The organism is Pseudoalteromonas sp. ECSMB14103 (assembly GCF_000813065.1).
Classification (GTDB): Bacteria; Pseudomonadota; Gammaproteobacteria; order Enterobacterales; family Alteromonadaceae; genus Pseudoalteromonas; species Pseudoalteromonas marina.
Window position 1 is genome coordinate 110,745 of record NZ_JWGY01000003.1, and the last position, 25,883, is coordinate 136,627.

The window sequence follows — 25,883 nt, forward strand, 5'->3', positions numbered from 1 at the left end:
TTTAAAACGATTGGACCGATTTGTATTTTTGATTGGTATTTAAAAACGAGCATTTATAAATTTTTGATCTTTTTTTAAATAACGATGATCGAATTAAAAAGTAGCGGCGTAATGGTATGTGAAGGGTTTGAAAGTGGCTTTGGTTTACCACAGCGCACATAGGAATACCCCCCTTCACCATGAAATTGTAGTTATAACGTTAAAGGTGTATTACTAAGCCCAATACACCTTTACTTTATAACTCTAATTTACCTGTTTTTTGTTAGCTGATTTTTATTAGCTAACGGTAGTTAAGTTTTCCCTAACCTTTGATGTTTTAGCAGTTTCAGCCAGCTCACCCAGAGCTGGTTTTTTTTGCCTAAAATTTATTACTGCACACTGCTTTAGTGATAATAATTTATAATGTGCTGTAATCTCGCCTTCAAAAAAAAACCCGCCCTAGTGAGTTTAGGTTGTGCGTGTTAATATTATTTTTGCAATTTATTATTTTATTTGGGCATGTTGATGCGTTATTACTTTTATTTACTATGTATTTGTTTTACTTTATTTTTAACGTCGGCTAATGCGGCTGAGCAACAAACAGAAGCCCCCTCAAAGCTACAAGAACAGCAAGCGCTTGAACAACTTAAAGAGCCTATGTACAAACCGCTTATGGAACGCTACATTTTAGATGAGCTAAAAGCGGTTCGCCAAGATCAGCAAAAGTTACGTGAAGACGTTACTAAACAAGTAACGCATGCGCAGTTAGACACGGCCGACAGAGCCCTTACTTACACTACCGATACTATAAATAATGTGTTTTTTATTATTACCGCGACGGCATCTATTTTGGTACTTGTTGGCTGGAACTCGCTGCGCGATGTTAAAAATAAAGTAGAAGATATTGTAAATACCCGCGTGAGTGTTATTACCGATGAGTACGAAGAACGCTTAAAAGTATTAGAAGAAAAGCTGCGCGTTCGTTCGGAAGAAATACTCAGTAACCAAGAACGTATATCGATTACAAATGAGGTTCACTCGTTGTGGATGCGCGCAAATTTAGAAAGTGATTATGCTAATAAAATCGAGATTTTTGATGAAATTTTAAAGCGTAAACCTGAAGACGTTGAGGCTATTGCTTACAAAGCTGATGCCCTGCTTGAAATTAATCAAACAGCCAAAGCGATTGATTTATGTAACCAAGCAATTGATATAGATAGCGATTATGGTTATGCGTATTGGCAACGCGCGTGTGCGTTTGCGTTAATACACGAGCACGCCGATGCGCTGGCCGATATAAAAATGGCACTTGAGTATTCGCCTAACTTACGTAATGAGTTACTTCACGAAAGTGCATTTGCAAGCCTTCACGATAATAATAGCTTTAATACTATTGTGGCGGGCGAGTAAGTTTAGCTTGCTTATATAGTTTGTAAAAAAGAGCGAAAGCTCTTTTTTTATGGCTGTAATAAAGTCCTGTGCTTTGTGTATTAAGGTTTTAAAAGATTATTATTCACAAAGAGGTTAAGAAGCGCTGCGCTTTTAGAGTTAGGAACTAAGTAATTTAATATTTTATCTGAAACAAGAAGCTACGCTTCTAACGTGAGCAAGCTCTACGTCTAGAAACAAGACTAAGCATTGCCCATATCATTATGTTTTCTCATTCACTTCTTTTTGTGCATTAAGATTTAAAAGCTCATATTCACAATGCCGTGGCTAAATACAGCCTGTAGAAGCGTTTTAGTTATGCTATAAAAGTGATTGTTTTACCACCGAGAAGTGAATGAGAAAAACAGGAGCAGTGACTAACCAATATTTTTTAACTCTGTGTAGCGCGAAGCGCCTCGGTGCACTCTGTGGTCATATCTAATTTTAAGTAATAAGAAGCTTCACTTCTAACGTTAGCAAGCTCTACGTCTACAAAACAAAGCTCTATCCTGTGTATTATGGCTACTCATTTAGTCCTCATTCATTTCTCTTTGTGCATTTAAATTTTAAAGCCCATTATTCACAAAGAGGTTAAGAGACGCTGCGCTTTTAGAGGTTGGGACTAAGTGATTTAATATTTGACCTGAAATGAGAAGCGGCGCTTCTAACGTGAGCAAGCTCTACGTCTACAAGACAAGGCTAAGCATTGCCCAGATCATTATGTTTTCTCATTCGCTTCTCTTTGTGTATTACTGTTTTAAAACCCATTATTCACAAAGAGGTTAAGAGACGCTGCGCTTTTAGAGGTAGGGGCTGGCTAAGTGATTTAATAAAGGATTACGTAAGCAGGCTTTAGGTATAAAGCATACGTAACAAGTATACCTTTAGCCGCTTTACTTTTGTTCGAAGCTTTAGGTGTTAGCGTTTAAAGTACAAGTCGATTGCTTTGGTGAGTAGCTCGTCGAGTTGCTCCTCAAAGCCATCCATATCGATTTCAAAGTGACTAAAGTACTTTCTAACCTGCAATTGCGATAGGTTACGGCTTTTTACACTGTATTGGCGTTCGTCTTTTTGTTTATCGTAACGCGGTAAAAAAACGAATTGTGCATAATAAGGTGACTTAATATGCTTGTTGGCATAACGACAAAAATCTTCAATATGTTGTGCGCCTTCGGGGCCTAAACAACCGGGCTCTACTCGGTACATTAAGCGAAGTTTTTTGTCGTCAGTAATTTGCATAATAATCCTTAACGAAAAAATAATACGCGAATTATTTTTCCGTTTTTAATTTGATAGCTCGATACAAGCTCTGAGCGTTTATCTATTACGTTTTCGTCTGCTGAGCAGGTTTCTGATAGCTCATGATCTATTACTATATCACCATGTACTATGCGTTTAATTGGCGATGAGTGAATACACTTTAGCTTTTTAAACATTAAACCATAACGTGCTATTAGTTTTTCTTTTCCTTTAAATAATAGCTCATTGGGGAAAATATAAAACTCTACATCTTCATCGTAAACACGAATAAACTCTTCAATGTTGCGCGCGTTATAGGCTTTTATAAGTTGTTCAACCACAGCTAGTGATTCGCGTGATTGCTTGGCTTTAGCTTGCTGTTTAGCTGTTAAGGCCTCTTTTGCTTGGGCTACTGCTTTTTCTGCTTCGGCTACGGCTGCTGCCTTTTCTATTTTATTTTTAGGCTTTTCAACTGGTTTTGGTGTTTCATCGCCTAACACTTTTGAGTCGTCTGGTTTGGTTGGGTCAACAACCGGTTTTTTAAGCTCAGGGGCTTTGTATTCTAGTGTGTTTACTTTTTCATCCGCTTTTTGCTGTTCGGTAGTAGGCTCTGTGGCATAGCTATTTAAGGCTAGCGTAAAGGTAAATAAAGCAAAAAAAATAGATAACGATTTCATAACTTTCCTAATAAAAACACTAAGCGTGTATTGTATTGCAACATAGCAAATTTTAACGTTTTCGGGTAGCAATTAAATGAATAACCTTGGCTTTCATAGCGTAGTTTAGCTTGAGTTTAACCCAGCTTTTAAAATAATTTTGTTAAATACATAATTTTTAATGATGGTATGAAAAGTGATTGCTTCACCACCGAGAAGTAAAGGAAAGGACAGAAGCCGTGACTAGTTGTTACTCTTGTTTTCTCGGTGTAGCGCTAATCGCCTAAGTGCACCCCGTGGTTATACCTTTTTTAAGTAACAAGAAGCTACGCTTCTAACGTGAGCAAGCTCTACGTCTACAAAACAAAGCCCTAGCCTATTTAATATAGCTACTCATTTTCTCCTCATTCGCTTCTATTTGTGCATCAGTGTTTTATAAGCCAATTATTCACAAAGAGTTTAAGAGACGCTGCGCTTTTATAGGTAAAAATAAGTGATTTAATATTTGACCAGAAGTGAGAAGCGACGCTTCTAACGTGAGCAAGCTCTACGTCTACAAAACAAAGCCTTAGCCTATTTAATATAGCTACTCATTTACTCCTCATTCGCTTCTCTTTGTGCATTAAGATTTAAAAGCAGTGGCTGAATGTAGCCTACAGACTCGCTTTACTTTCGTTTAATAGCAACTGCTATAAAAGTGATTATTTCACCACCGAGAAGTGAAGGAGAAGACCAGGAGTAGTGACTAACAAATATTTTTAACTCTGTGTAGCGCGAAGCGCCTCGGTGCACTCTGTGGTGATACCTTTTTTAAGTAATAAGAAGCTGCGCTGCTAACGTGAGCAAGCTCTACGTCTACAAAACAAAGCCCTAGCCAATTTATTTTAGCTACTCATTTACTCCTCACTCTGTTCACTTTGTCTTCTCATTTACTCCTCATTTGCTTCTCTTTGTGCATTAAGATTTAAAAACCCATTATTCACAAAGAGGTTGAGAGGCGCTGCGCTTTTAGAGGTAAAAAATAAGTAATTTAATATTTGACCAGAAGTGAGAAGCGACACTTCTAAAGTGAGCAAGCTCTATGTCAAAAAAACAAAGTTAAACTATAACCTGTTCACTTTGTCTTCTCATTTACTCCTGATTCGCTTCTCTTTGTGCATTAAGATTTAAAAGCACTGTATTCACAAAGAGGTTAAGAGTCGCTGCGCTTTTAGAGTCTGGTACTCATGATTTTATAATTATTAAGGCATAAAAAAAGCCGCATAAAATGCGGCTTTGGAGGTTAGTCTCACTTCACTTTGGGCGTGTCTCCAAAACTTAGTGAATACGTTACCAAGGAACTGTTTTATTGATTAGATAGACTCTAATGCAATTTTAACCATTTCGTTAAACGTGCTTTGACGCTCATCGGCTGGTGTTGCTTCGCCAGTGATCACGTGGTCGCTTACGGTAAATAATGCCATTGCGTTTGCGCCGTACTCAGCTGCAACGCCGTATAAACCGGCTGTTTCCATATCTACTGCAAGAACGCCTAACTTATCTAAATCTTTATAGAAAGTGTCGTCTGCTTGGTAGAAAGTGTCGGTTGTGAATACGTTACCTACTTTTGCTTTAATACCTAGCTCTTTTGCTGCATTAACGCCGTTTAAAAGTAGGTCGAAGTCTGCAATTGCAGAAAAATCGTAACCACGAACACGTGCACGGTTTACGTTTGAATCTGTGCTTGCACCTTGTGCAAAAATTACGTCACGGATTTTAATGTCGGTACCAATACCGCCACATGTACCAATGCGTATAATGTTTTTTACGCCAAAGCTAACAATCAGCTCACGTGCATAAATAGACATTGATGGAATACCCATGCCTGAACCCATAATGCTTACTGGCTTACCTTTGTAAGTACCTGTAAAGCCAAACATGTTGCGTACACCAGTTACTTGTACCGCATCATCTAAAAAGTTTTCAGCAATATATTGCGCACGTAGCGGATCGCCTGGCATTAAAACTGTTTCGGCGAAATCACCAACATTTGCATTTATATGAGGAGTACTCATTCGTTGTTTCCTTTTTATTTTGGCGCGTTTAATTGAGTTAAAAAGCTGTCGCCATATTCAAGCTCAGACAAGTTAAACCACTGTGCTAGTGTTTGACCAATATCTGCAAAACTGTTTCGTTCACCTAGCGGTGTATTATCCATACCAGGCTTGTACGCTATCACAGGTACGTATTCACGCGTGTGCTCAGAACCTGGAAAGGTTGGGTCACACCCGTGGTCGGCAGTGATCATTAATACATCATCTGCATTTAACTGGTTTAGTATAGTTGGTAAATAGTCATCAAATTCTTTTAATGCTTTAGCGTAACCTACCGGGTTACGGCGATGACCAAATTTTTCATCAAAATCAACCAAGTTGGTAAAAATTAAGCTGCGATCAGGTGCTGTTGAAATAACCTCGCTGGTTTTTTCAAGCAAGTTCATAAGCCCTGGTGCTTTGTGCTTTTGGGTTATGCCTTGATGCGCGTATATGTCTGAAATTTTACCAATACTAATTACTTCGCCGCCGTCTTTTGCTAAAACATCTAACAATGTTGGTGCTGGCGGAAGTACTGAATAGTCACGACGATTACCTGTTCGTGCAAAGTCTTGACTATTTGAACCCAAAAATGGCCGCGCAATCACTCGCCCTATATTCATTTCATCAAGCAGCGCCCGTGCGATTTCGCAAACTTGATAAAGCTTCTCTAGGCCAAATGACTCTTCATGCGCGGCTATTTGAAACACGCTATCAGCTGAGGTGTAACAGATTGGTTTACCTGTTTTTACGTGCTCTTCACCTAGCTGTTCTAATATGGTTGTTCCTGATGCATGGCAATTGCCTAAAATGCCAGGAATACCTGTACGAGCTATAAATTCGTCTACAAATTCTTGTGGGAAACTGGGCTGTGTTTTTGGGAAGTATCCCCAATCAAATAACACAGGCACGCCAGCCATTTCCCAATGCCCTGATGGAGTGTCTTTTCCGCTAGAAAGTTCTTTAGCGTAACCCCATGCACCTTGTGGTGCTTGGCGGTCTGAAACTAAACACATTTCTCCACCGGCGGCTTCACAGGCGTCTACTAAACCTAATTTAGATAAATTAGGAAGCGAAAGTGCGCTGCCTGTTTCGTCGTAATATGCTTTTAGTAAGTGAGCGAATGTATTGGCGCCAAGATCACCAAATTTATCTGCATCTGGTGCTGCACCGATTCCTAGGCTATCTGCCATTAAGATAATTGCTCTTGCCATTTTGACCTCACTTTGTTTCTAGGTGGTTACTTTATCTGCTGAACGATTTTTCCGTACAGGACAAAAGTCCTGTTTCATAAAACCTAAACATTATAAATTTGCGTTCTTAAGCGAAGCAAAAGAGATTAATCGTGTCTTTTTTGCTATTGTGATCTACCAACAATATATCCTTCTGTGTGGGTGAGAACTTTAGTGACACGAACAACTATTATAGCTATTGCTGGCGCGTCTGCGTCGGGCAAATCTCTGTTTAGCCAAACTATATACAACGAGTTGGTTAATGAGCTTGAACCGGGCGCAATTGCCATTATTGAAGAAGATGCTTATTACAAGGATCAGTCGCATTTGCCGATGGCTCATCGTACGCAAACGAACTACGACCACCCTGATGCATTTGAACATGAGTTAATGCTTGAACATTTAACTCAACTTCGTAGTGGAAATTCAGTAGAAGTACCAACATATGATTATGCACAGCATACCCGCAGCGATAAAACGCGACGTGTAGCCGCTGCAAAAATTTTAATTGTTGAAGGTATTTTATTACTGAGCGACAAAGCGCTAAATAAAGAATTTGATATTAAGGTATTTATAGATACTCCTTTAGATATCTGCTTAATGCGTCGTATGCAACGTGATATGGAGCAGCGAGGCAGAACGTTACAATCTGTTGTTGAACAGTATCAAGCAACTGTAAGACCGATGTTTTATCAATTTATTGAGCCTTCTAAGCATAATGCAGATTTAGTAGTGACTCGAGGCGGCATGAACCGCGTTGCGATTGATATTATAAAAAGTAAAATTAAATATTTACTACAAGAATAACAACGGGAAACATTTGTATGACAACATTTATGAGCTTGGTAGGCATGTGTGTGCTGCTGGGCATTGCCTTTGCCGCGTCAACTAATCGCAAGGCAATTAATTTAAGAACCGTTGCTATAGCATTTGCAATGCAAGTTGTTATTGGCGGCTTTGTTCTGTTTTTTGACGCAGGAAAAAACGTATTAGCAAGTATGTCAGCTGCCGTTTCATCGGTTATTGGCTACGCGAATGACGGGATTGGCTTTTTGTTTGGCCCACTGGCATCGCAAGACACGCTAGGTTTTATTTTTGCAATTCAGGTTTTGCCCGTTATTGTGTTTTTCTCAGCGCTGGTCGCTGTTTTATATCACATAGGCATTATGGACTGGATAATTAAAATTTTAGGCGGTGGTTTACAAAAGCTTTTAAAAACCTCGCGAACAGAATCACTTTCAGCGACGGCAAATATATTTGTTGGCCAAACTGAAGCGCCGTTAATTGTTAAACCGTTTATAGCAACAATGACCAAGTCTGAGTTATTTGCTGTAATGGTAGGTGGCTTAGCCACTGTAGCTGGCTCTGTAATGGCTGGTTACGTAATTATTGGTGTAGAGCTTAAGTACTTAATTGCAGCCAGCTTTATGGCGGCACCAGGTGGTTTTTTAATGGCAAAAATGATTGTGCCAGAAACCGAAACACCTAAAGACAACTTAGCTGATTTAGATTTAAACGACGATGATAAACCGGTAAACGTAATTGATGCTGCTGCATCAGGTGCGGCAAATGGTATGCATTTAGCACTTAATGTTGGTGCAATGCTACTGGCATTCGTAGCGTTAATTGCGCTTCTAAATGGTTTATTAGGTGGTGTAGGCGGATGGTTTGATCATCCAACATTAACGCTACAAGAAATTTTAGGTTATGTATTTGCTCCTGTTGCATGGTTACTCGGTGTACCGTGGGATGAAGCAATTATAGCCGGCAGCTTTATTGGTCAAAAGATAGTAGTAAACGAGTTTGTTGCTTACTTAGACTTTATAAATTATCGCGATACGTTAAGTGCGCACACACAAGCAATTGTTACGTTTGCTTTGTGTGGATTCGCTAACTTATCATCGATAGCCATTTTACTAGGTGGGTTAGGCGGTATGGCGCCTAGCAGGCGGAAGGATATCGCACGCTTAGGGCTCAGAGCAGTGTTAGCAGGATCTATGGCTAACCTTATGAGCGCAGCAATTGCTGGGTTTTTCCTCTCGCTAGCTTAGAAACTTAAGAGATGAACCGGTGTTGCAAAACAAGAAGTTAGTACTTTAAGGGGTTAAAGTGCTAGCTGACTTGAACGATACTTCACCAAGGGCCGCAAGGCCCTTTTATCGTTTTAGGGCTTTAATAAAGTTACCTTCCTTCCTATATCCTCTCTTTATTTTCATTATGAGATTTTTACAACTCAAATAACTACTAATACTTTGTAAATTTAACAATTTTAAACCACACTTAATTAAGTGTCTCCAAGCCTAAATTGACTAGTTGTAGTGAAATATAATCTGACCTTTTTTATCCTTTTTTTATCATTTAGCACTTTAGCTGAAGAGCCTTTGCTGGTTGTTACAGAATTAGCACCACCTAATCAAGTTTTAATAGACGGTGAAGTTCAAGGTAAAGGAACACAGTACATAAGAGATATATTTAAACAGGCAGGTTTAACGCCAAACATACAAATGTACCCTTGGGCCCGCGCCTACAAAATGGCAAGCGAGGAAAAAAATACGTTTATTTACAGCATTGCTCGCACGCCAGAACGTGAAGAGCAATTTCAGTGGGTTGGGGAAATTGGTCGCTTTGAAATGGGGTTTGTTGGGCTATCAAGCAGAACCGATATAGTAATCAATAATATTGACCAAGCAAAAAATTACAAAATAGCTATGCAACATAACGACTTTTCAACACAAACTCTCACTAAAATGGGGTTTGAGGGCGTTATAACTTCAGATATACAGCATTCTTATAAGTTACTACTAGCCAAAAAAGTAGATCTAATATTAGATGACCCGCATTACATGCTCCAATACAGTGATTACTTCAAACTTAAGCCTGGCCACTTAAAGTTTATTTTTAAAATAGATGCACTAACAACGGTTGCTTATTTAGCTGCAAATAAAGATACAGATACAGTTCTTATAGAAAAAATGCAAAAAGCACATAAAGAGATAAACAAAACTAAAAAAAGCCCTTACGGTAAATAAGCAAACTTTTAATTTGTATTGTTTACCTGTGCTGTAAACCAATAACAAGTGTTGTTACCTCATCGTATTAATTAGTACTTTAATAAGCGCTGCAAGCACTTGTCAGCTTCTTCGCTTTATACCAACCTGCAATGCAAAACGTATCATTATCTGCGTAAAAAACTCATTTAGAGCAACTTTCACGCGCTTTTTCATCCTCAAAAGATCACTTAATTAAGGGAGTTGGTATTATTCATTAAAACTGGCTATTTCGACATTTTATTGCCACGTATTACTGCCAAAAAGTAGTGGTGTTTAGGGGGAAATAGAATCACTTAAATTGTGCTTGTGTGTAGTAGGTAGGGTTGTTACATAAGTTAGGTTTATTTTAGGCACAAAAAAAGCGCCCTAGGCGCTTTCTTTCATTTTACTTAAAAAGTAAAATTATACAGCTGTGATGTTATCAGCTTGAGGGCCTTTTTGACCTTGTGAAAGAGTAAACTCTACACGTTGGCCTTCAGCTAAAGTTTTGAAACCTTCGCTTTTGATTGCTGAGAAATGTGCGAAAACGTCTGGGCCATTTTCTTGCTCGATGAAACCAAAACCTTTAGACTCGTTGAACCACTTAACTGTACCTGATACGATGTTAGACATTGTAATATCCTGATATAAAAATAAAAAAATATGCTCATATGAGCGGGTGTAGCAAAAAATGAGATGGTACTTTAAAAACTTCAGGACGGTACTACAAGTATTACTTATACAACAACGAAATGGAGATTTATAGCTTACATGCTTTCTTTCTAGCTGCGGCCCACTATATAGATAACCAAATATAAGTCAAGCACTTCCTTATTTTATTGAGCAATAAATAATCAACCTGTGTTTATATGCTTAAAATTCAAATTCTAGGGCAAGTCTAAAACTGTGGTTTTTTTCAGACTGGCTAATTTCACTTATAAAGCCAGCTTCCCATTTTAGCTGTTTTTGCCCTTCAAACCGGTATAGCCCAATAAACCCGGGCCCAATTCCGATAAAATCTTCCCCTGCATATAACTCAATAGAGGGTTGAAACGCAGACAAGTATCGGTAACGATATTGTGCCCTAAACTCTGTTTCCCATTCGTTCTCTATGTCTTGCCCCCATTCGTATACCAAAAAAGCATTCATGGTGAGACTTGCACGACCAAACTCTTTTTCAATTACAAAACCGGAGGTTGCTTCGTATGCGTCGGCGTCATGCTGTTTTTCAAATTCAAACAAAGCGCCCCAATCAGCCCATAACCGGCCTTGCTCTATTAGTTGCCATCTAAGCTCCAATTCATACGCTTGCAAGCCAAAGTCGCCGTTATCATCTCGCTCACCCACTAAATAACCTTCGAGTGCCATAGTGTCGTTAATGGCGCCACCTAAACCAATACGTTGAGCTAAAATATTGCCACTGTCGGTTTGATGCGACACAAGGCGCCACTCAAGCTCTCGTTCAAACGGCAACACATACGGGTGATAAACTTTATCTACTACTATGCCATCAGCATAAGCGAGCTTAGGTATTAATAAACAAAAACCAATTAATACAGTAGCTGCAAATAGGTTTATTGCTTTCATGATTTTTCCTTAGTGATTGATTTAGGAATAAAATAACAAGCAGATAAAAATAACACGCTGCTCAGCACATAGCTTAAAAGACTGGTTAAATTTGGCGTAGCCTCATAACCGATCAGAGCTCGCAATACTCTCCCAAACTCTGAGTTTTCGGTTAAAATGTCACGTAAATCCCATACGGTTACCGTTGTTGGTATCAAATCAATTTGGCTCGCCAAATCAAGCGCCACAACTAGTTTTGCCGCACTATTTAAAGCTAACAATACCAATAAAGGGGTAAGCCCAAAGCGCTGTTTGATTGCACTCAATAAAAAATACAACAAGACGCTAAAGCTGCTGCATATTCCCAACCCTAAAAAAGTGCCAATAAATAAACTTTGAGCCGCTTCGTTGCTTTGCCAAAAGCCAATCAGGTAAATAATGTAGTGACTTAAATAAAGTGTCATTACACTGATAATCGCAATCATAAAAGCAGCTGTTGCTTGTTTAATGACGTAGTACAGTGCACTAATAAAAATTAAAATACACAAACCAATTTGGGCATATTCTAATCCCTGATAGTCAAACAAGGGGCTCATTAATGGCGCACTTTTAACAAACAAAAATGAAAGCCCGATCCCTAAAATAAGCCCTCCCAACAATTTCATTAAACTTTGCTTGGCTACAACTTGGAGTAAAATAAGTAAAATAGCCACCGGCAGTAACTGGTTTAGACTCATCACTAGGCTAGTTATTAGCATTAGAACGCTCCTTTTCAGTCACTATGACAGCACCACGCGCCGTATTGGGCGAAAACTCGCCAAAAAATTCATAGCGCCCAGGGATTAATGGCCCGATATAAATAACGCTTTTGCGCTTTGGGTAAAGTACTTTCTCTCGATTGAGATCGAAACTGTCGAACTCTTCAGGCGTACTATCTTGATTTTCGATTAACAAGCGTACCTTTTTATTGGCCGGCACGACGATTTCTGCGGGGTAAAACAAATGATCTTTAAGTACAATAAGATAGTCTTTACTGGCGGCGTTAAATGATAAAAATACACAACAATATAAGTAAGGCCTAATAAGTTGTTTAATCACATTTAGCTCCTGCAAAAACTACCTGTACTTTTAAGCCACCCAAATCACTATCCGTTAAGTGAATTTCAGCGCGGTAAATAGCAATAATATGCTGCACTATTGCCATGCCTAAACCCGCACCTTGTTCACCCGAAGGGTGTTGGTCACCGCCAACACGATAAAAACGGTTAAATATCCGTTGTTTTTGATCGTTCGTCATACCTGGGCCACTGTCTTCTATTTGCCAAATACGCTGCTTGTGCATCTGCTTTAGCGTTATTTTTATTTGTCCATTGGCTGGTGCGTACTTTATAGCGTTGCTAAGTAGGTTTGAAATCAACGTCACTAAGGTAAATTCATCACCGTTAATGATAAAATCATCTCCTTCAAGGCTGATAGTGTGGTTTTTAGCCTCTATTTTTTCATACAACTGGCTAACACCTTCTTGCGTGATCGCTAATAATGACTGCTCCTTAAACTGTTTTTGCCACTGCTCTGGCTGAGTACGCCCTAGTATTAGCATTTGCTCGACTATATTGGACAGTCGATTAATACCTTGGGTCATGGCTTGTAGTTCTTGGTTATCTCCTTGTTGAGCTGCCAAATTGTGCACATTAATTTTTAAACTGCTCAGGGGAGTACGTAATTCATGTGCCGCATCAGAGGCAAAAAAACGCTCTCGTAAATAGGCGGTTTCTACGCGTTTGAATAAATCGTTTAAGCGGCTGATCACCGGTTTTATTTCTTCATCTGTCACCTGCCAATTGATCGCAGTGAAGTCATTTGCTTGGCGCAGAGCTAACTGTTTTGATAAACGGGTTAATGGTGCCAGTGCATATTTAACAAAAAAACTAATAAATAGCGCAAGCAAAGGAACCGCCCAGAGCATAGGCAACATAGCTGATAAAATAACCGCCTCGGCAAGTTCAAACCGCTTAGCAATCGGCTCGGCAACAATCACGGTGCGTAAAGAAGTAACAAAAACGAATACCCGCATTCGCTGTCCTGCAATATTAAGCGTTTGAAAACCCGCTTGATACTGGCTCAAATCAAGATTTAATTCGTCAGAGCCACTAAGGAGCTCACCAGCTTGCCAAATTTGATACAGTAACTGGGCGCTTTCTTGCATTTTTGGCGCCATAGCGTTTATAGATAAAGGCTGTTGCATCAACACTCCAGCGACCACTTTTAGCTCACTATCGAGTAGTTGCTCACCATGGCTCATACTTTTTTGGTAGCCTTTGACTAAAGCTAAAAAGCACGTAAACACCATCATTGATAGTAAAATAAGAGTTAAACGCTTACGAATTGACATAGAGTATGGTTACCTTTGTAAATTCAAGTTTGTGCAATCTAGGGGCGTTTTAATCACGTGAGCTATCTCTTTCCCACGACATAACCAATACCACGGAGAGTTTTAATAAAATCGCTGGGGAATTTTTTTCGTAGGTGATGAATATGTACTTCAATGGTGTTAGAGCCAACCTCTTCTCCCCACTGATAGAGTTTATTTTCTAACTGCTGTTTAGATTGCACGCGACCTTGGTTTTCCAATAGTGCCTTTAGCAGCATGTATTCTTTTCGTGGCAGAGAAAGCAGCTCATCGCTGAGTGTGACACTATGCGCTGACGTGTCCATAGTCACTTCACCACACTGTAATAAACTCGACTGAGCTTGATTTACTCGTCGGCTTGCTACGCGCAAACGAGCAAATAATTCGGCTGGTTCAAATGGCTTAGCTAAATAATCATCAGCGCCCATATCAAGCCCTTGCACTTTGTCATCAATGCTACTTCGTGCAGTTAGTATAACCACCGGAATCACTTTTTTTTGTGCTTTTATGTGCTTTAAAATTTGTGAACCATCACCATCGGGTAAACCTAGATCAAGTATAACCAACTCTATTTCACCACTGCCTAAGCATTGCAATGCATGCTTAACCGTTGCGCTATGCTCTACACTGTAGCCTTCTTGGCGCAATGAGCGGCAAAGCCCTTGCGCCACAAGATGATCATCTTCAACTAATAATAAATGCATTGTTTATTTTGTTATCTCTTTAGTTTTTTATCTACTTTAGCTAATAAAGAGCTAATTGCTTGTTGACGATATTTATCAGCTTTAGCACGAGTATCACGAATACCTGCTGCTTGCGCAACTAACAAATGGGCTTTAGCTTGCTCATATTCACGTTCGTCATATAAAAACTCACCATACAAGTAATTAGTATCAATGCCTTTTTTGTTAAAAGCGAGCGCTTGCTTATAAAACTTGTTGGCGGTGTCATCATCACCAAAACCAATAGGCCACCCCGGTACTTTACTGTATAAGGTTGCTAGGCTGGCATACGCTGAGCCACCTAAAGCACTGTCGTCTACCTTAATGGCTTGCTCTAATGACGCTTTTGCATCTTTAGCATAGCCCAGTGCCCCTAATCCGCCTTTTGCACCAGCAAAACTGGCCAGTACAATGCCGTTCCACGTATAGCTATTTGCTGAATCAGGGTAGCTTTCAATAAATTGAGCACTTTGCTCACTTAGTTGAGTAAAGGCTTTGATTTGTGCATCACCTTCAAGCTCATAATTAGCGACAGCCCACTGCTGTTGAATAGCGAGTAAATCGCTTTGTTCGTCTGCAAATACCGGCGATGAAAACACACTAACAATGCTTAAATAAGCTACTAAAGTAAATTTTTTCATAATAAATCCTCTATTAACCTAAAAACTGTTTTATTTTAGGAAGCTGTTTGGCAATTGCGTTATCCACAATACCTGGAAAAACGCCATTGATACGTGCAAAAAGTTTCTCAGGAAAACCAATAAATCGTCTGGTTTTATTTGAGTTTAATAATGCAACTAACTCATCAGCTACCAACTGCGGGGAGTCCATTTGATTACCAAGCGCCTTATTCATTGCTCGTATTTGTGCATCATTAATATCTGTATCGGTTGCTCTTGGTGCTAAATAACTAACTTTAACGGGTGTGTCTGAAAGCTCTCGTGATAGCGCTTCGCTAAAACCACGTAAACCGAACTTACTAGCACAGTAAAGTGTTTGATACGGGTAACCTATGCTGCCAAATGACGACCCAACATTAACTATGGAGCCTTTATTCGCGTGCAACTGCGCTAAAAACAGCTGACATAATTTCATAGGGACGGCTAAATTAGTGCTCAGTAGATTATCAATTTGCTCACTACTCGATGCACTTAAGCTTTGCATTACATTAATGCCTGCATTGTTTATGAGTAACTTAGCGCCCCCTAATTTTTTGGCTTTAATGGCTAGTGCCAACATGTTTTCGGCAACCGTTAAATCCCCCACAAAAACTATACTACCGGGACATTGGCTACTTAACGTATTGAGGGCATCACTATTTCGCCCTACCAAAAGTAACTGCCAACCTTGGCCGTGTAATGTTTTAGCAATCGCTTGACCAATTCCGCCTGCCGCACCAGTTAATACACATAAGCCGGTATTCATGCGTGTTGCTCTTGTGCTGATGCTTTAAAAAACGGCTCGTCGTCTAAAGCGCGAAAAATACCGCCGTACAAACGATAAAAACATTTTGCACCATGTAAAATAGCCTGCTGATCCGCCTCGTCTGTAATTTGATTCATTAAGTTTTCAAAAAACTTAACATGCTCTATATCAAGCGCGCCGTGAGAGGTTAAATAGCTAAATGCTTTTTTAGGAAGCCCTATTGCATTCGCTATGTTTGATGCAGCTCCATCAGCAAGCGCAATTGAGGTCCCCTCTAATACGTGAACCATGCCAAAAAAGCTAAGCGGATTTTTACGTGCAATACTATCGTAGGCATACGACACCATCATTTCAGTGGCGAATTGTGGCTGACTATGACGCACACTTTCTTTATCAAACCCACAGGCTGCAATATCGTTTAGCACCCACTCTTGATGACCAATTTCTTCTTCAATATATTCAGCTACCGCTTCTCGTAACCATTCTTGCTCATCAGTTAAACGTGCGCCTAGTGACATCATTAAAGGAACAGTGTGTTTTACATGATGATAAGCCTGCGCTAAAAACGAGGCATACTCTTCAAGCGTTGCTTGTCCGTTAAATACACGCTGTATAATTGGCGCAGCTAATAAGTACTCACGCTCGTTTTGAGTTTGTGCTTTTAATGTATTAAAAAAATCACTCATGGATCACTTCTCCAAGTCGGTAAAACTGTTCAAAAATAGGGCTGTAGTGCTGGCTAATTGCCGCTCGTTTAGGGCGATTATTAGCGGTTAATAATCCTTGCTGCTCGTTTAAAGGTTGGGCCAAACGATGCCACTTTTTAATCTGTGCGTAGTCAGGAAGTTGCTGGTTTACTGTTTTTAAATGTGCTTTTAATTGCTCATCACTAAATCTGGGAGCCGCATAAATAAGCGCGCTTAAAAATGGCTGGCTTTCACCAAACACCACCGCTTGCTGTATCGCACTTTGGCTTAAAATTAATGATTCAGGCCATTCGGCGCTAACATTACGCCCCATACTGGTGATGATCAGATTTTTTACTCGCCCTTTTATGTACAGCTTATTATTACGCTTAGATACTAAGTCGCCAGTGGCGTACCAGGTATTTGGGTTATGCGGCGCTTGATTTAAATACCCTAAAAATAACGCTCCTTTAATAAATAACTCATCATTTTCAACTTTCGTTTCAACGTGCCCTAATACTTCACCAGCACTATTTATGTCGTCATAGTTGGGGGTGTTTAAACTCACTACTGAGGCAGCCTCAGACAGACCATAACCTTGATAAACCGGTAGGTTATATTCTCGTGCAGTTAAAATTAAAGATTCACTAACCCGTGCTCCGCCAACAGCAATAAACTTAAGTGACTTTGGTGGCTGCCAGCCTTGTTTTGCAAAGGCAACTAAACACGTTAATAACTCAGGTACTAAAATAAGGGTGTTAGGTTTTACACTATCGATTGCACCAATGAGTTTCTTAGGGTTTTTTAACCCTGAGCCAACAAAACCTAATTCGTTTAGCGGCATTAAATGTACACAACCGCCACTTAACAAAGGCGCATACACACCCGCTATATTTTCCAATAGTACTGGCAGCGGGAGTAAGCATAAATGCACGGGATTACTAATGTTTATTTGCTCACATAATGATTGAGCTACCTGCATCTGGCTTTGTGTTGATAAGCACACCCCTTTTGGCTCGCCAGTAGAACCTGAAGTAAATGTAATTTTTTGCGTACCAGTAAAATAGTCCACGGGTTCAATCGCATCGAGCTGATAAATATAAAGGGTATAATGCTCAAATAATGTTACCGACAATGAATGCTTACCAAGCGAATAACGAGGCATATCACTAATAAAAAACTGCGCACCACATTGCGCTAGCACATACTGTGTTTGCTGCTGACTAAAAAAATGGGCGATAGGCACCGCAACCTTATTTGCAGCACTGGTTGCGGCATCAACAACCAGCCAAGCTGGAGTGTTATCAAGCTGGAAGGCAATTGCACCTGAGTCTAAAGCGTTAAAAATAGCTGTTAGCTTATTAGTTTCTTGTTTTAACTCCAAAGCACTAATAGGCATCACTTTATTGGCTAAGTAACTAACAACCACTGGCTCATTCGCTACCTTATTAATATTATTTAATAGGCTCATAAGCTCTCCAACGCAGTCATCAAGGCATTAATTTGTTGTGTGTTTTGCTGTTTAATATTTAACAGCATGGGTGTGTTAAGTACTTGCTGATGTGCCTGCGCTAAATTAACAATGCACACCGTAGGTTGGTTTGCATAATAACTTCCCCAACTTAATGGGTTTTCAACCACAAAGCTGTTTGCAACAGCAACCTCAGTGCAGTTAACACCCAGCATTCGAACCATCGCCCTTACTTTTTTTGTGGCGCAAAATACTAAATACTTAGCTCCAGCATTGTAAAGTGCCTCGTTAACAACAATAAAATGACCAAGCGTTGCCCTGCGATGTGTAGAGCATAAGTTACCTAGCTCAAATATTTTGCTACGCGGAGTTTGTTTTAATAAAAAGTGCTCAATGGGCTCTGCAGTGTACTGCTCAATAAATAAGGGAGAGGTGGCTTGCCTTAAACCTAACGTACATTGCCCCTCACTTGTTGTGTATTGGCAAAGTAGTGGCATAAATGATTTAAGCGTTGCATTGTAAGCTACTAAAAAGCCATCTTTTACCGCAGATTCTAGTGCATTACGATGCTCATCATTCTCTCGAGCAGTTATTAAATGTGCCGAATTTGATATGTTATCTAGTGATAAATTTAACTGTGCTAATTGCATAAACATCGCCCGTTTAAGGAGTATGTTTATAAGTTAAAGAGCGAAACTTAAAAAAAACTTAAGAAACAAAAAAGCCCTTAAATAAATTTAAGGGCTTTTAAAGTAAAGTTTAATTCAAGTTAAACATGTCTATACTAACTAGGCTCTGCCACTACGCAGCGATTACGGCCATGCTCTTTAGCATGGTAAAGCGCTTTGTCTGCACATTTATATACTTGGTCTATGTCATTGCTATGGGTTGGCCAAGTTGCAATTCCGATTGAAACGGTAATGAAACCGATTGTTTCCATTTGCGTTGTTTCAACAGTGGTGCGTAATCGCTCTGCTATTTTTAGAGCGCTTTGGCTATCTTCATGAGGCAATACAAGTAAAAACTCTTCACCACCAATACGCGATACAATATCCCCTTTTCGAGAGATCTTTTTTATAATATCGGCTAATACTTTAAGTGCTTCATCGCCTTTATCGTGCCCAAAGGTATCGTTCACACGTTTAAAAAAATCGATGTCTATTTCTAAAATAGCAAAAGGTGTTTGCTTTAACATTAGCTGGCTAAGTAAACCATTTAAGCTTCTACGATTGTGGGTGTTTGTCAGCGGATCGGTTTGGGCATCGTGCTTAAGTTGCCCTATTTGTGTTTGTAAAATATTGACGCCATTAAGCATGGCCAGCTTCAATCTTTGGCTTTCAAAGTACCACGCTTTTATTCTTTTTAGCTTTTCTATGCTGTTTACTTCGTCGAGTCTGTTTGCGCTACTAGCGAGTTGCTTTAATGGGCGTGAAATAAAATACGAAAATACGCCTATGAGTATGAAGGTGACCAACGCCATGGGGAGCGTTCTTGCAAATACTTCCATGATTAATGTATCTAGAGACGCAAGTGTTGCTTTGATGGGACGTTGGGCCACTACGCCCCAGTTTGAATTAATAACGGGTGAAAATCCTGCGAGCATTTTTACCCCTTTGCTATTTACAACAACGGCTTGCCCCGCTTCTCCTGTAATAACCGCATTGATTACTTTATTATTGGCAACGCTTGTACCTATTCGTTTACTATCTGGGTGATAAAGGATTTGCTTATTAGCATCGACGACATAAAGGTGCGATCCCCCTTCGTAAAAGTGTTGCTCTAGGAGATCGTTTAAAATATTTCTTTCTTTTAAATATAACGAGCCGCCCACGTAGCCTAAATAATTCCCTTCTTCGTTAAATAAGGGGTGCGATATAAATATAATTAAATTATTGGCTGCTGACATGTACGGCATACTAATAAGTGGCTTTTTTTCTTTTAAAGCCTGTGTTGCGCCGGGAGAGGAAATTGATTTTCCTATGATCTCAGATAAATAAGGAGATGTGGCATTTATAACCCCATTCTTACTGATAACTACTGAATTAAAGCTATTTGTCTGCAAATTTAAGCGCGTTACTTCTTCTTGCAGTAATGCTGCATTATTTATGTTTTGCTCAATTTTATTTGCTGAATATGCAAGTTGTTGTTTTGCCGACTCTAAAAAGTTGTCGGTTGCTGAAGCTAATTTATTAGCGTAAGCGAAGTTACTTTCTAATGTATGGCTTATTAACTGCTCTTTTTGTACTTGGTACGTTGAATGAAAACTACTAATGAGCGTGGCTAAAGCCGCAGAAAAAGCCAATAGCACAATAAGAAGACGCAGATTAAGCACAGGAAATAATTTATTCAGCAAAAGTAAACAGCCCACAGTACACTGCTATTAAAGCAAGTACTTTGTTAAAAAGTATTTACAATTATACCCCGCCATTTATTAATTATCTAATATTTGAGCACATAGTGTATTTTTAATAACCAGCCAAATAACTTTTTATTACATTGTGACGTTACATTCCCTCTACTAACTAGGGTGCGCTTATTTTGCAGTTGTATAAAAAAATAGATAAGCTGCTTTCACTTGTTCATTTTATTTAGCTTTGGAGTGTATTTTGCTAAATAAGTATGTTTTATCGTCAATTATTTTTATATCTGGGTGCTTAATGCCATCAATTAAAGCGGTTGCAAAACCGGCTCTTTCTCTTGAGCAAAAACTGGGGCAAAAGTTAATGCTCGATTTTCGCTATTTTTGTGAACAAGGCACTGGTCAACATTGCAGAACACCAATGACAAAGCTACCAGAGTCATTGGCGCGCGTAATCAGCGACTATAACATTGGTGGCGTTATATTATTTTCAGAAAACACTCAGTCAATTGAACAAACCATTACGCTTAGCCATCAACTTCAAGTGGCTGCCAGTAAATCTTTAAGTAAACTACCACTATTTATATCAATAGACCAAGAGGGCGGAAGAGTTGCGCGTTTGCCGCGTGATGTTGCAACGTCATTCACGGGTAATATGTCTATTGGTGCAACCTATAAACAGCATGGCGTTGACTTTGCTACTAAATCAGCAACGGTTATTGCCAATGAGCTAACAGCTCTGGGGATCAATGTAAATTATGCACCCACCATTGATGTGAATATGAACCCAGACAACCCCGTTATAAATGTACGCTCGTTTGGTGAGAACCCACAACGAGTGAGTGAACTCGGCGCAGCACAAGTTGCTGGGTTTGAGAGTAATGGCATAATTACATCGCTCAAACATTTTCCGGGACATGGCGATACTCACGTTGATAGCCACACAGGACTCCCTAACGTTGCCCACTCAAAAAGCACTATTTACGAACAAGATTTAGCCCCTTTTAAACACATTATTGCTAAGCAAAATCCCGGTATGATCATGACAGCGCACATACAATATCCTGCGCTTGATAGCTCAACCTTTGTCTCTGTAGAAGGCAAAACAATGATTAAACCCGCCACTATGTCGCGCACTATTATTACCGACATTTTAAGAGGTGAGCTTAACTATAAAGGCGTAGTGGTTACCGATGCACTTGATATGGCAGGTATTAGTCAGTTTTTCACACCCATTCAAGCTGTTATAAATACATTTTTAGCCGGCGTTGATATTGCGCTTATGCCTATAGAAATAAGAACGCCCGATGATATAAAAAAGCTTGATGAGCTTATTAAATCGTTAGTTCATGCTGTCGAGTCAAATCAGTTAGATGAGCAAGAAATAACACAATCGGCTGCGCGTATTATTTCGCTTAAAAATGCATTTGAGTTATCTACTGAGTTTGACCCTATTAATGCAGTAGTTAATGCAAAAAGTATAATAGGCAATAAACAACACAGAAAAATAGAAGCTGAGCTTGCTTTAGCAGCAATAACACAGGTAAAAAACACAGAAAACACATTGCCACTAAATTTAGATGATGGCCAACATATACATATTATTATGCCCGACACCCGTAAATGTATGGCTATGCAGCAAGCAATTGAATCTGCAAGTTCATCATCTATTACGTTCAGCTGCAGCAGCTTACAAGGGTTTGACCCCGCACAAGCAACCCAGAGCATTAAAACAGCTGATATTGTTATAGCGGGTAATGCCACGCCCAATCAAAGCGCGGTTGAAATTGGTGGCATGGATGATTTAAAAGATGACCCTAGTTTTGCGCTTAATACGCGCGAACAGCCACAAGCGCTTGAGTCTCTGCTTGCCATGGCTAACAAATTTAACAAGCGAACTGTATTTATAAGTTTGAGGGCTCCTTACGACATTGCTAAATTTGGCGACTATGCCCACAGTGTACTGGCCTCATATGCTTACAATATTGATGTAGACACGCTCGAGCGTGTTTCAGGCCCTGCATTTACCGCACTCGCTAAAGTATTAGTAGGCCAAGCCACTGCCAATGGCACCTTGCCTGTTACAATTAAACCGCAAAAAGGCAATTAACATGAAACTAAATTGTGATTTGGGCGAAAGCTTTGGTTCATGGAAAATGGGGCTAGATGATCAAGTTATGCCACATATTAATATGGCGAACATTGCTTGTGGTTTTCACGGCGGTGACCCTGATGTAATAGCAACAACATTAGCGTTAGCTAAAAAAAACAACGTAACGGTAGGCGCGCATCCCAGTTACCCTGATCTTCAAGGATTTGGACGACGCTCTATGGCGTTAACAACAAGCGAACTAACTAATTGTATTCAGTATCAGATAGCAGCGCTTGAAGGCATGGCAAAAATACAGGGGCTTACGTTAAGCTATGTAAAACCACATGGTGCACTTTATAACGATATGATGGCTAACAACGACGTATTAGCAACCATTATATCTGCTGTCGCGAACTACCCTAGTAAACTAAAGCTGATGATTTTAGCGACTAATCAAGCAGATAAACACATCCAGTTAGCTAAACAGTTTAATGTAGAACTAGTACTCGAAGCATTTGCAGATAGGCAATACACTGATGAGGGCCATTTGGTCTCTCGCAAACTCGATGGCAGCGTGCATGATAAACCGGCCATACTTACACAAGTCAAACAGCTCTTACAAACAGGTAGTGTAACCACACGCTCAGGTAAGCAACTTATGCTTAATGCACATAGCCTATGTGTGCATGGAGACAATAATGATGCAATTGAACTCATTAAAGGAATAAAAGCACTGTGTGACTGACATTTAATAATATATGAAAGCTGTAAACCCCCTTTACAGCTTTTTACCCCAACTTGTTAAATACACCCATAGAGTTAAATATGAGCTTCATCGCATTGCACTGTTAATTTAATAATCCCTCACTTATAACTGTACATAAGTTAACAACAGGGATTAATAATGAAACAACTTTTAGCACTTAGTTTTATATTAAGCGCAAGCCATTTGGCCATCGCAAACGACAATACACACACATTGCAACTTCAAGATGTATTTGATTTAGAATATGCAAATCAAATAGATATTACTGACGACGGAAAAACCGTTTACTTTGTGCGAAACCGCATGGATATAAAAACAGACCGAAAAGTGGGAAACATTTGGTCTGTTGATTACAAAACCAAACAAATGCAGCCGCTCACTTCAGGCGTTCATATGGATTACTCGCCGGTACTTTCTCCAGATGGGCAGCGCCTTGCTTTTATATCTACCCGCGATGGCAGCAGCCAAATTTATATGAAGTGGCTTAAAACCGGTGCCATTGCCAAAATAAGTAATTTAACCAGTAACCCTCGCGCTATTAGTTGGAGCCCCGATTCAAGCCAGCTTGTATTCAGCATGTTTGTACCAAGTAAAAACTCGCCACCAGTTAATTTGCCAGGAAAACCAAAAGGTGCAACGTGGGCAGAGCCAGCTAAATTTATTGATGAAGTATACTATCGAGCTGATGGTGGTGGATACTCGCAAAAAGGCTTTAATCAATTATTTACTCTTGATGCTAATGGCGGAAATGCTAAGCAACTTACTAGCGATGAATTTGATAACGCAGGTGATGTTAGCTTTAGCAAAGATGGCAGCTTACTTTACTACTCAGCCAATAGGCATAAAAATGGTGAACTCAAGCCTACAAACAGCGAAGTATATAAGTTAAATCTTAATACATTAGCCATTGAAGCTGTGACAAATAGAAATGGCCCAGATCAACAACCCAAAGTCTCCCCTGATGGTCGTTACCTTGCGTATACAGGATATGACGATAAACGCACTAACTACGAAAATACTCAACTTTACATTCGTGATTTAAAAACGGGTAACACCAAAAGCTTAACACCCAACTTTGATAGAAGCGTTGGGCAAATAAAATGGGCTGCAAACTCTAAAGGGGTTTACTTTAGCTATGCCAATGAAGGGCAAACTACCCTTGCTTATCAACCTCGAAGTGGTAAGCGTAAAGTGATCACCGAACAAATTGGCAGTGTAGCATTTGGACGACCATACTCAGGCGGAGATTTTGATGTAAGCAGCAACGGCGATATCGCGTTTACACTTGCTGACACTCAACGCCCTGCGGATGTAGCGAGCATTAAACGCGGTAAAACTCAGCGCTTAACCACGCTTAATAGCGATGCGCTAGGTGATAAACAACTGGCAAAAGTGGAAGAGATTTGGCTTAAATCAAGCCACGACCAATTACCTATTCAAGGATGGATTGCTTACCCGCCAGGGTTTGATAAAACTAAAAAGTATCCTCTAGTACTCGAAATTCACGGCGGGCCGGTCGCTAATTATGGCCCTCACTTTAGTGCCGAAGTTCAGCTTTTTGCAGCAAAAGGTAATGTGGTGTTATACATGAACCCGCGCGGAAGTGATTCGTATGGGAAAGAGTTTGCACAAACCATTCATCATAATTACCCAAGTAATGACTTTGATGACTTAATGTCTGGGGTTGATGCTCTTATTAAAAAAGGGTTTATTGATGAGTCTAAACTATTTGTTACCGGTGGTTCTGGCGGAGGTGTACTAACAGCATGGATTGTTGGACATACAGATCGATTTGCTGCAGCTGTTGTTGCTAAACCTGTTATAAATTGGATCAGCTTTGTACTAACTGCCGACTTTTATCCATTTTTTGCTGATTACTGGTTCCCAGGCAAACCATGGGATCACATAGCGCATTACATGAAACGTTCGCCAATTAGCTATGTAGGTAATGTTACTACACCCACAATGCTGCTTACAGGTGAAGCAGACTATCGCACACCTATTTCTGAAACAGAGCAATACTACCAAGCACTAAAATTACAAGGTGTTGACACCGCGATGGTTCGCATACCAGATGCATCGCATGGTATTACAGCTCGCCCTTCTAATTTAATGACTAAAGTTGCTTACATTCAATGGTGGTTTGATAAGCACAGTAAATAGCATTACATTAATTAAATTACTAAAAGCCACTTTTTAAAAGTGGCTTTTACGTATGTGCAAAGTGTAAACCCCCTTTACACTTTTAGGGCATATTAAATATCGGACTTAGTCTATTTCTCAGTTAGTAAAATTTCGGTTTATAGCTTTTTTTATAGCTTGAGTTAGTAAAAAATCGGTTTGAGTCACTGTTTATAGCCTTTCAGTTGGTAAAATTTTGTTTTGTGAAAGGTATACGTTAGTAAAAAATCGGTTTATAAATCGAATTTAAACACCAAAAAAAACAAAAAATAACGTTTTTGATTACTTTAATAGCTTTTTAAGGCCCCTTTACAGCAAAAAAGCACTTACAAAACGCTTTTATTAAAGGGTTAGTTAAACTCTGATCTACAAATTCGGTTAGCTAGTTAAAACGTGATCCGCATATCTATAGTTGGTTAAAACCTGATCTCAACTAACTAAGTAACCTAATGTAAGTTTTATTTCTCATACACTATCCGCTTTTAACACTAATAAAGGCTTTGCTATTAGTGAGTGAAGTAAAAATATTTATGACACATAAAAAAAAGGGCCTTACGGCCCTTGAGTAAC

General features: G+C 39.5%; 23 protein-coding genes. 7 read left to right on the forward strand and 16 right to left on the reverse strand.

The annotated features are described in order from the left end of the window. Positions 1-504 precede the first annotated feature (504 nt). Positions 505-1,389, forward strand: coding sequence for a tetratricopeptide repeat protein (locus RF53_RS08275; protein WP_008129566.1), 885 nt, complete (start codon positions 505-507; stop codon positions 1,387-1,389). Between the two features lie 936 nt (positions 1,390-2,325). Here the strand turns inward: RF53_RS08275 and RF53_RS08280 are convergent. The 4 genes from RF53_RS08280 to RF53_RS08295 form a co-directional block, all read right to left on the reverse strand. Continuing rightward, positions 2,326-2,646, reverse strand: coding sequence for a hypothetical protein (locus tag RF53_RS08280; RefSeq protein WP_006794611.1), 321 nt, complete (start codon positions 2,644-2,646; stop codon positions 2,326-2,328). Between the two features lie 8 nt (positions 2,647-2,654). Then, positions 2,655-3,323 carry a nuclear transport factor 2 family protein gene (locus tag RF53_RS08285; RefSeq protein WP_008133082.1) on the reverse strand — a complete coding sequence of 223 codons (669 nt, stop codon included), beginning with the start codon at positions 3,321-3,323 and terminating at the stop codon, positions 2,655-2,657. Between the two features lie 1,331 nt (positions 3,324-4,654). Next, complete coding sequence (gene deoD / locus RF53_RS08290) at positions 4,655-5,356, reverse strand: purine-nucleoside phosphorylase (protein WP_006794609.1); 702 nt, start codon at positions 5,354-5,356, stop codon at positions 4,655-4,657. 14 nt (positions 5,357-5,370) lie between these two features. Then, on the reverse strand, positions 5,371-6,588 hold the full coding sequence (locus tag RF53_RS08295) for a phosphopentomutase (RefSeq protein ID WP_039037285.1): 1,218 nt from the start codon (positions 6,586-6,588) through the stop codon (positions 5,371-5,373). Positions 6,589-6,780: 192 nt separating this feature from the next. Here RF53_RS08295 and udk point away from each other — a divergent pair, with 192 nt between their 5' ends. The 3 genes from udk to RF53_RS08310 all read left to right on the forward strand — a co-directional run bounded on the left by udk (position 6,781) and on the right by RF53_RS08310 (position 9,635). Next, positions 6,781-7,413, forward strand: a complete 633-nt coding sequence (gene udk, locus RF53_RS08300; protein WP_006794607.1) for a uridine kinase — start codon at positions 6,781-6,783, stop codon at positions 7,411-7,413. A gap of 17 nt (positions 7,414-7,430) precedes the next feature. After that, the gene (locus tag RF53_RS08305) at positions 7,431-8,657 is read left to right on the forward strand and encodes a NupC/NupG family nucleoside CNT transporter (protein WP_008132935.1); all 1,227 of its coding nucleotides are present in this window, start codon (positions 7,431-7,433) and stop codon (positions 8,655-8,657) included. 267 nt (positions 8,658-8,924) lie between these two features. Beyond that, complete coding sequence (locus RF53_RS08310; RefSeq protein WP_039037286.1) at positions 8,925-9,635, forward strand: substrate-binding periplasmic protein; 711 nt, start codon at positions 8,925-8,927, stop codon at positions 9,633-9,635. Between the two features lie 423 nt (positions 9,636-10,058). Here RF53_RS08310 and RF53_RS08315 read toward each other — a convergent pair whose 3' ends face one another. From RF53_RS08315 to RF53_RS08370, 12 genes are all read right to left on the reverse strand, one after another. After that, the gene (locus RF53_RS08315; RefSeq protein ID WP_002959120.1) at positions 10,059-10,268 is read right to left on the reverse strand and encodes a cold-shock protein; all 210 of its coding nucleotides are present in this window, start codon (positions 10,266-10,268) and stop codon (positions 10,059-10,061) included. 240 nt (positions 10,269-10,508) lie between these two features. Further along, complete coding sequence (locus RF53_RS08320; protein WP_008132926.1) at positions 10,509-11,222, reverse strand: hypothetical protein; 714 nt, start codon at positions 11,220-11,222, stop codon at positions 10,509-10,511. Beyond that, a complete protein-coding gene (locus RF53_RS08325; RefSeq protein WP_039037287.1) occupies positions 11,219-11,959 on the reverse strand; it encodes a hypothetical protein in 741 nt (246 codons plus the stop codon). The genes RF53_RS08320 and RF53_RS08325 overlap by 4 nt, the downstream gene beginning before the upstream one ends. After that, positions 11,946-12,299, reverse strand: coding sequence for a cupredoxin domain-containing protein (locus tag RF53_RS08330; protein ID WP_039037288.1), 354 nt, complete (start codon positions 12,297-12,299; stop codon positions 11,946-11,948). Before RF53_RS08330 ends, RF53_RS08325 begins: the two co-directional genes overlap by 14 nt. Next, positions 12,292-13,593, reverse strand: a complete 1,302-nt coding sequence (locus RF53_RS08335) for an ATP-binding protein (RefSeq protein ID WP_039037289.1) — start codon at positions 13,591-13,593, stop codon at positions 12,292-12,294. The genes RF53_RS08330 and RF53_RS08335 overlap by 8 nt, the downstream gene beginning before the upstream one ends. A gap of 62 nt (positions 13,594-13,655) precedes the next feature. Beyond that, positions 13,656-14,315 carry a response regulator gene (locus RF53_RS08340; RefSeq protein WP_010556093.1) on the reverse strand — a complete coding sequence of 220 codons (660 nt, stop codon included), beginning with the start codon at positions 14,313-14,315 and terminating at the stop codon, positions 13,656-13,658. Positions 14,316-14,326: 11 nt separating this feature from the next. Next, a complete protein-coding gene (locus tag RF53_RS08345) occupies positions 14,327-14,974 on the reverse strand; it encodes a hypothetical protein (protein WP_039037290.1) in 648 nt (215 codons plus the stop codon). Positions 14,975-14,987: 13 nt separating this feature from the next. Beyond that, the gene (locus RF53_RS08350) at positions 14,988-15,758 is read right to left on the reverse strand and encodes an SDR family oxidoreductase (RefSeq protein ID WP_039037291.1); all 771 of its coding nucleotides are present in this window, start codon (positions 15,756-15,758) and stop codon (positions 14,988-14,990) included. Beyond that, on the reverse strand, positions 15,755-16,444 hold the full coding sequence (locus tag RF53_RS08355; RefSeq protein ID WP_039037292.1) for a TenA family transcriptional regulator: 690 nt from the start codon (positions 16,442-16,444) through the stop codon (positions 15,755-15,757). The genes RF53_RS08350 and RF53_RS08355 overlap by 4 nt, the downstream gene beginning before the upstream one ends. Beyond that, on the reverse strand, positions 16,437-17,915 hold the full coding sequence (locus RF53_RS08360) for an AMP-binding protein (RefSeq protein WP_039037293.1): 1,479 nt from the start codon (positions 17,913-17,915) through the stop codon (positions 16,437-16,439). The genes RF53_RS08355 and RF53_RS08360 overlap by 8 nt, the downstream gene beginning before the upstream one ends. Beyond that, complete coding sequence (locus tag RF53_RS08365; RefSeq protein WP_039037294.1) at positions 17,912-18,565, reverse strand: thermostable hemolysin; 654 nt, start codon at positions 18,563-18,565, stop codon at positions 17,912-17,914. Before RF53_RS08365 ends, RF53_RS08360 begins: the two co-directional genes overlap by 4 nt. A 134-nt stretch (positions 18,566-18,699) precedes the next feature. After that, positions 18,700-20,268, reverse strand: coding sequence for a sensor domain-containing diguanylate cyclase (locus tag RF53_RS08370; protein WP_235420608.1), 1,569 nt, complete (start codon positions 20,266-20,268; stop codon positions 18,700-18,702). A gap of 304 nt (positions 20,269-20,572) precedes the next feature. On the opposite strand from RF53_RS08370, the gene RF53_RS08375 reads away from it, so the two are divergent. The 3 genes from RF53_RS08375 (at position 20,573) to RF53_RS08385 (ending at position 25,295) form a co-directional block, all read left to right on the forward strand. Beyond that, positions 20,573-22,384, forward strand: a complete 1,812-nt coding sequence (locus RF53_RS08375) for a glycoside hydrolase family 3 protein (RefSeq protein WP_039037469.1) — start codon at positions 20,573-20,575, stop codon at positions 22,382-22,384. 1 nt (position 22,385) lies between these two features. Beyond that, complete coding sequence (locus RF53_RS08380; RefSeq protein WP_039037295.1) at positions 22,386-23,111, forward strand: 5-oxoprolinase subunit PxpA; 726 nt, start codon at positions 22,386-22,388, stop codon at positions 23,109-23,111. Positions 23,112-23,270: 159 nt separating this feature from the next. Next, positions 23,271-25,295: a S9 family peptidase gene (locus tag RF53_RS08385; protein ID WP_039037296.1), complete on the forward strand. Its 2,025-nt coding sequence runs from the start codon at positions 23,271-23,273 to the stop codon at positions 25,293-25,295. Positions 25,296-25,883: the final 588 nt, after the last annotated feature.

Bases quoted from the DNA above. Each gene is read 5' to 3' on its own strand.
- RF53_RS08275 (WP_008129566.1), top strand. From the start codon at position 505: ATGCGTTATTACTTTTATTTACTATGTATTTGTTTTACTTTATTTTTA.
- RF53_RS08280 (WP_006794611.1), bottom strand. From the start codon at position 2,646: ATGCAAATTACTGACGACAAAAAACTTCGCTTAATGTACCGAGTAGAG.
- RF53_RS08285 (WP_008133082.1), bottom strand. From the start codon at position 3,323: ATGAAATCGTTATCTATTTTTTTTGCTTTATTTACCTTTACGCTAGCC.
- deoD (WP_006794609.1), bottom strand. From the start codon at position 5,356: ATGAGTACTCCTCATATAAATGCAAATGTTGGTGATTTCGCCGAAACA.
- RF53_RS08295 (WP_039037285.1), bottom strand. From the start codon at position 6,588: ATGGCAAGAGCAATTATCTTAATGGCAGATAGCCTAGGAATCGGTGCA.
- RF53_RS08305 (WP_008132935.1), top strand. From the start codon at position 7,431: ATGACAACATTTATGAGCTTGGTAGGCATGTGTGTGCTGCTGGGCATT.
- RF53_RS08315 (WP_002959120.1), bottom strand. From the start codon at position 10,268: ATGTCTAACATCGTATCAGGTACAGTTAAGTGGTTCAACGAGTCTAAA.
- RF53_RS08320 (WP_008132926.1), bottom strand. From the start codon at position 11,222: ATGAAAGCAATAAACCTATTTGCAGCTACTGTATTAATTGGTTTTTGT.
- RF53_RS08325 (WP_039037287.1), bottom strand. From the start codon at position 11,959: ATGCTAATAACTAGCCTAGTGATGAGTCTAAACCAGTTACTGCCGGTG.
- RF53_RS08335 (WP_039037289.1), bottom strand. From the start codon at position 13,593: ATGTCAATTCGTAAGCGTTTAACTCTTATTTTACTATCAATGATGGTG.
- RF53_RS08340 (WP_010556093.1), bottom strand. From the start codon at position 14,315: ATGCATTTATTATTAGTTGAAGATGATCATCTTGTGGCGCAAGGGCTT.
- RF53_RS08345 (WP_039037290.1), bottom strand. From the start codon at position 14,974: ATGAAAAAATTTACTTTAGTAGCTTATTTAAGCATTGTTAGTGTGTTT.
- RF53_RS08350 (WP_039037291.1), bottom strand. From the start codon at position 15,758: ATGAATACCGGCTTATGTGTATTAACTGGTGCGGCAGGCGGAATTGGT.
- RF53_RS08355 (WP_039037292.1), bottom strand. From the start codon at position 16,444: ATGAGTGATTTTTTTAATACATTAAAAGCACAAACTCAAAACGAGCGT.
- RF53_RS08360 (WP_039037293.1), bottom strand. From the start codon at position 17,915: ATGAGCCTATTAAATAATATTAATAAGGTAGCGAATGAGCCAGTGGTT.
- RF53_RS08365 (WP_039037294.1), bottom strand. From the start codon at position 18,565: ATGCAATTAGCACAGTTAAATTTATCACTAGATAACATATCAAATTCG.
- RF53_RS08375 (WP_039037469.1), top strand. From the start codon at position 20,573: ATGCCATCAATTAAAGCGGTTGCAAAACCGGCTCTTTCTCTTGAGCAA.
- RF53_RS08380 (WP_039037295.1), top strand. From the start codon at position 22,386: ATGAAACTAAATTGTGATTTGGGCGAAAGCTTTGGTTCATGGAAAATG.
- RF53_RS08385 (WP_039037296.1), top strand. From the start codon at position 23,271: ATGAAACAACTTTTAGCACTTAGTTTTATATTAAGCGCAAGCCATTTG.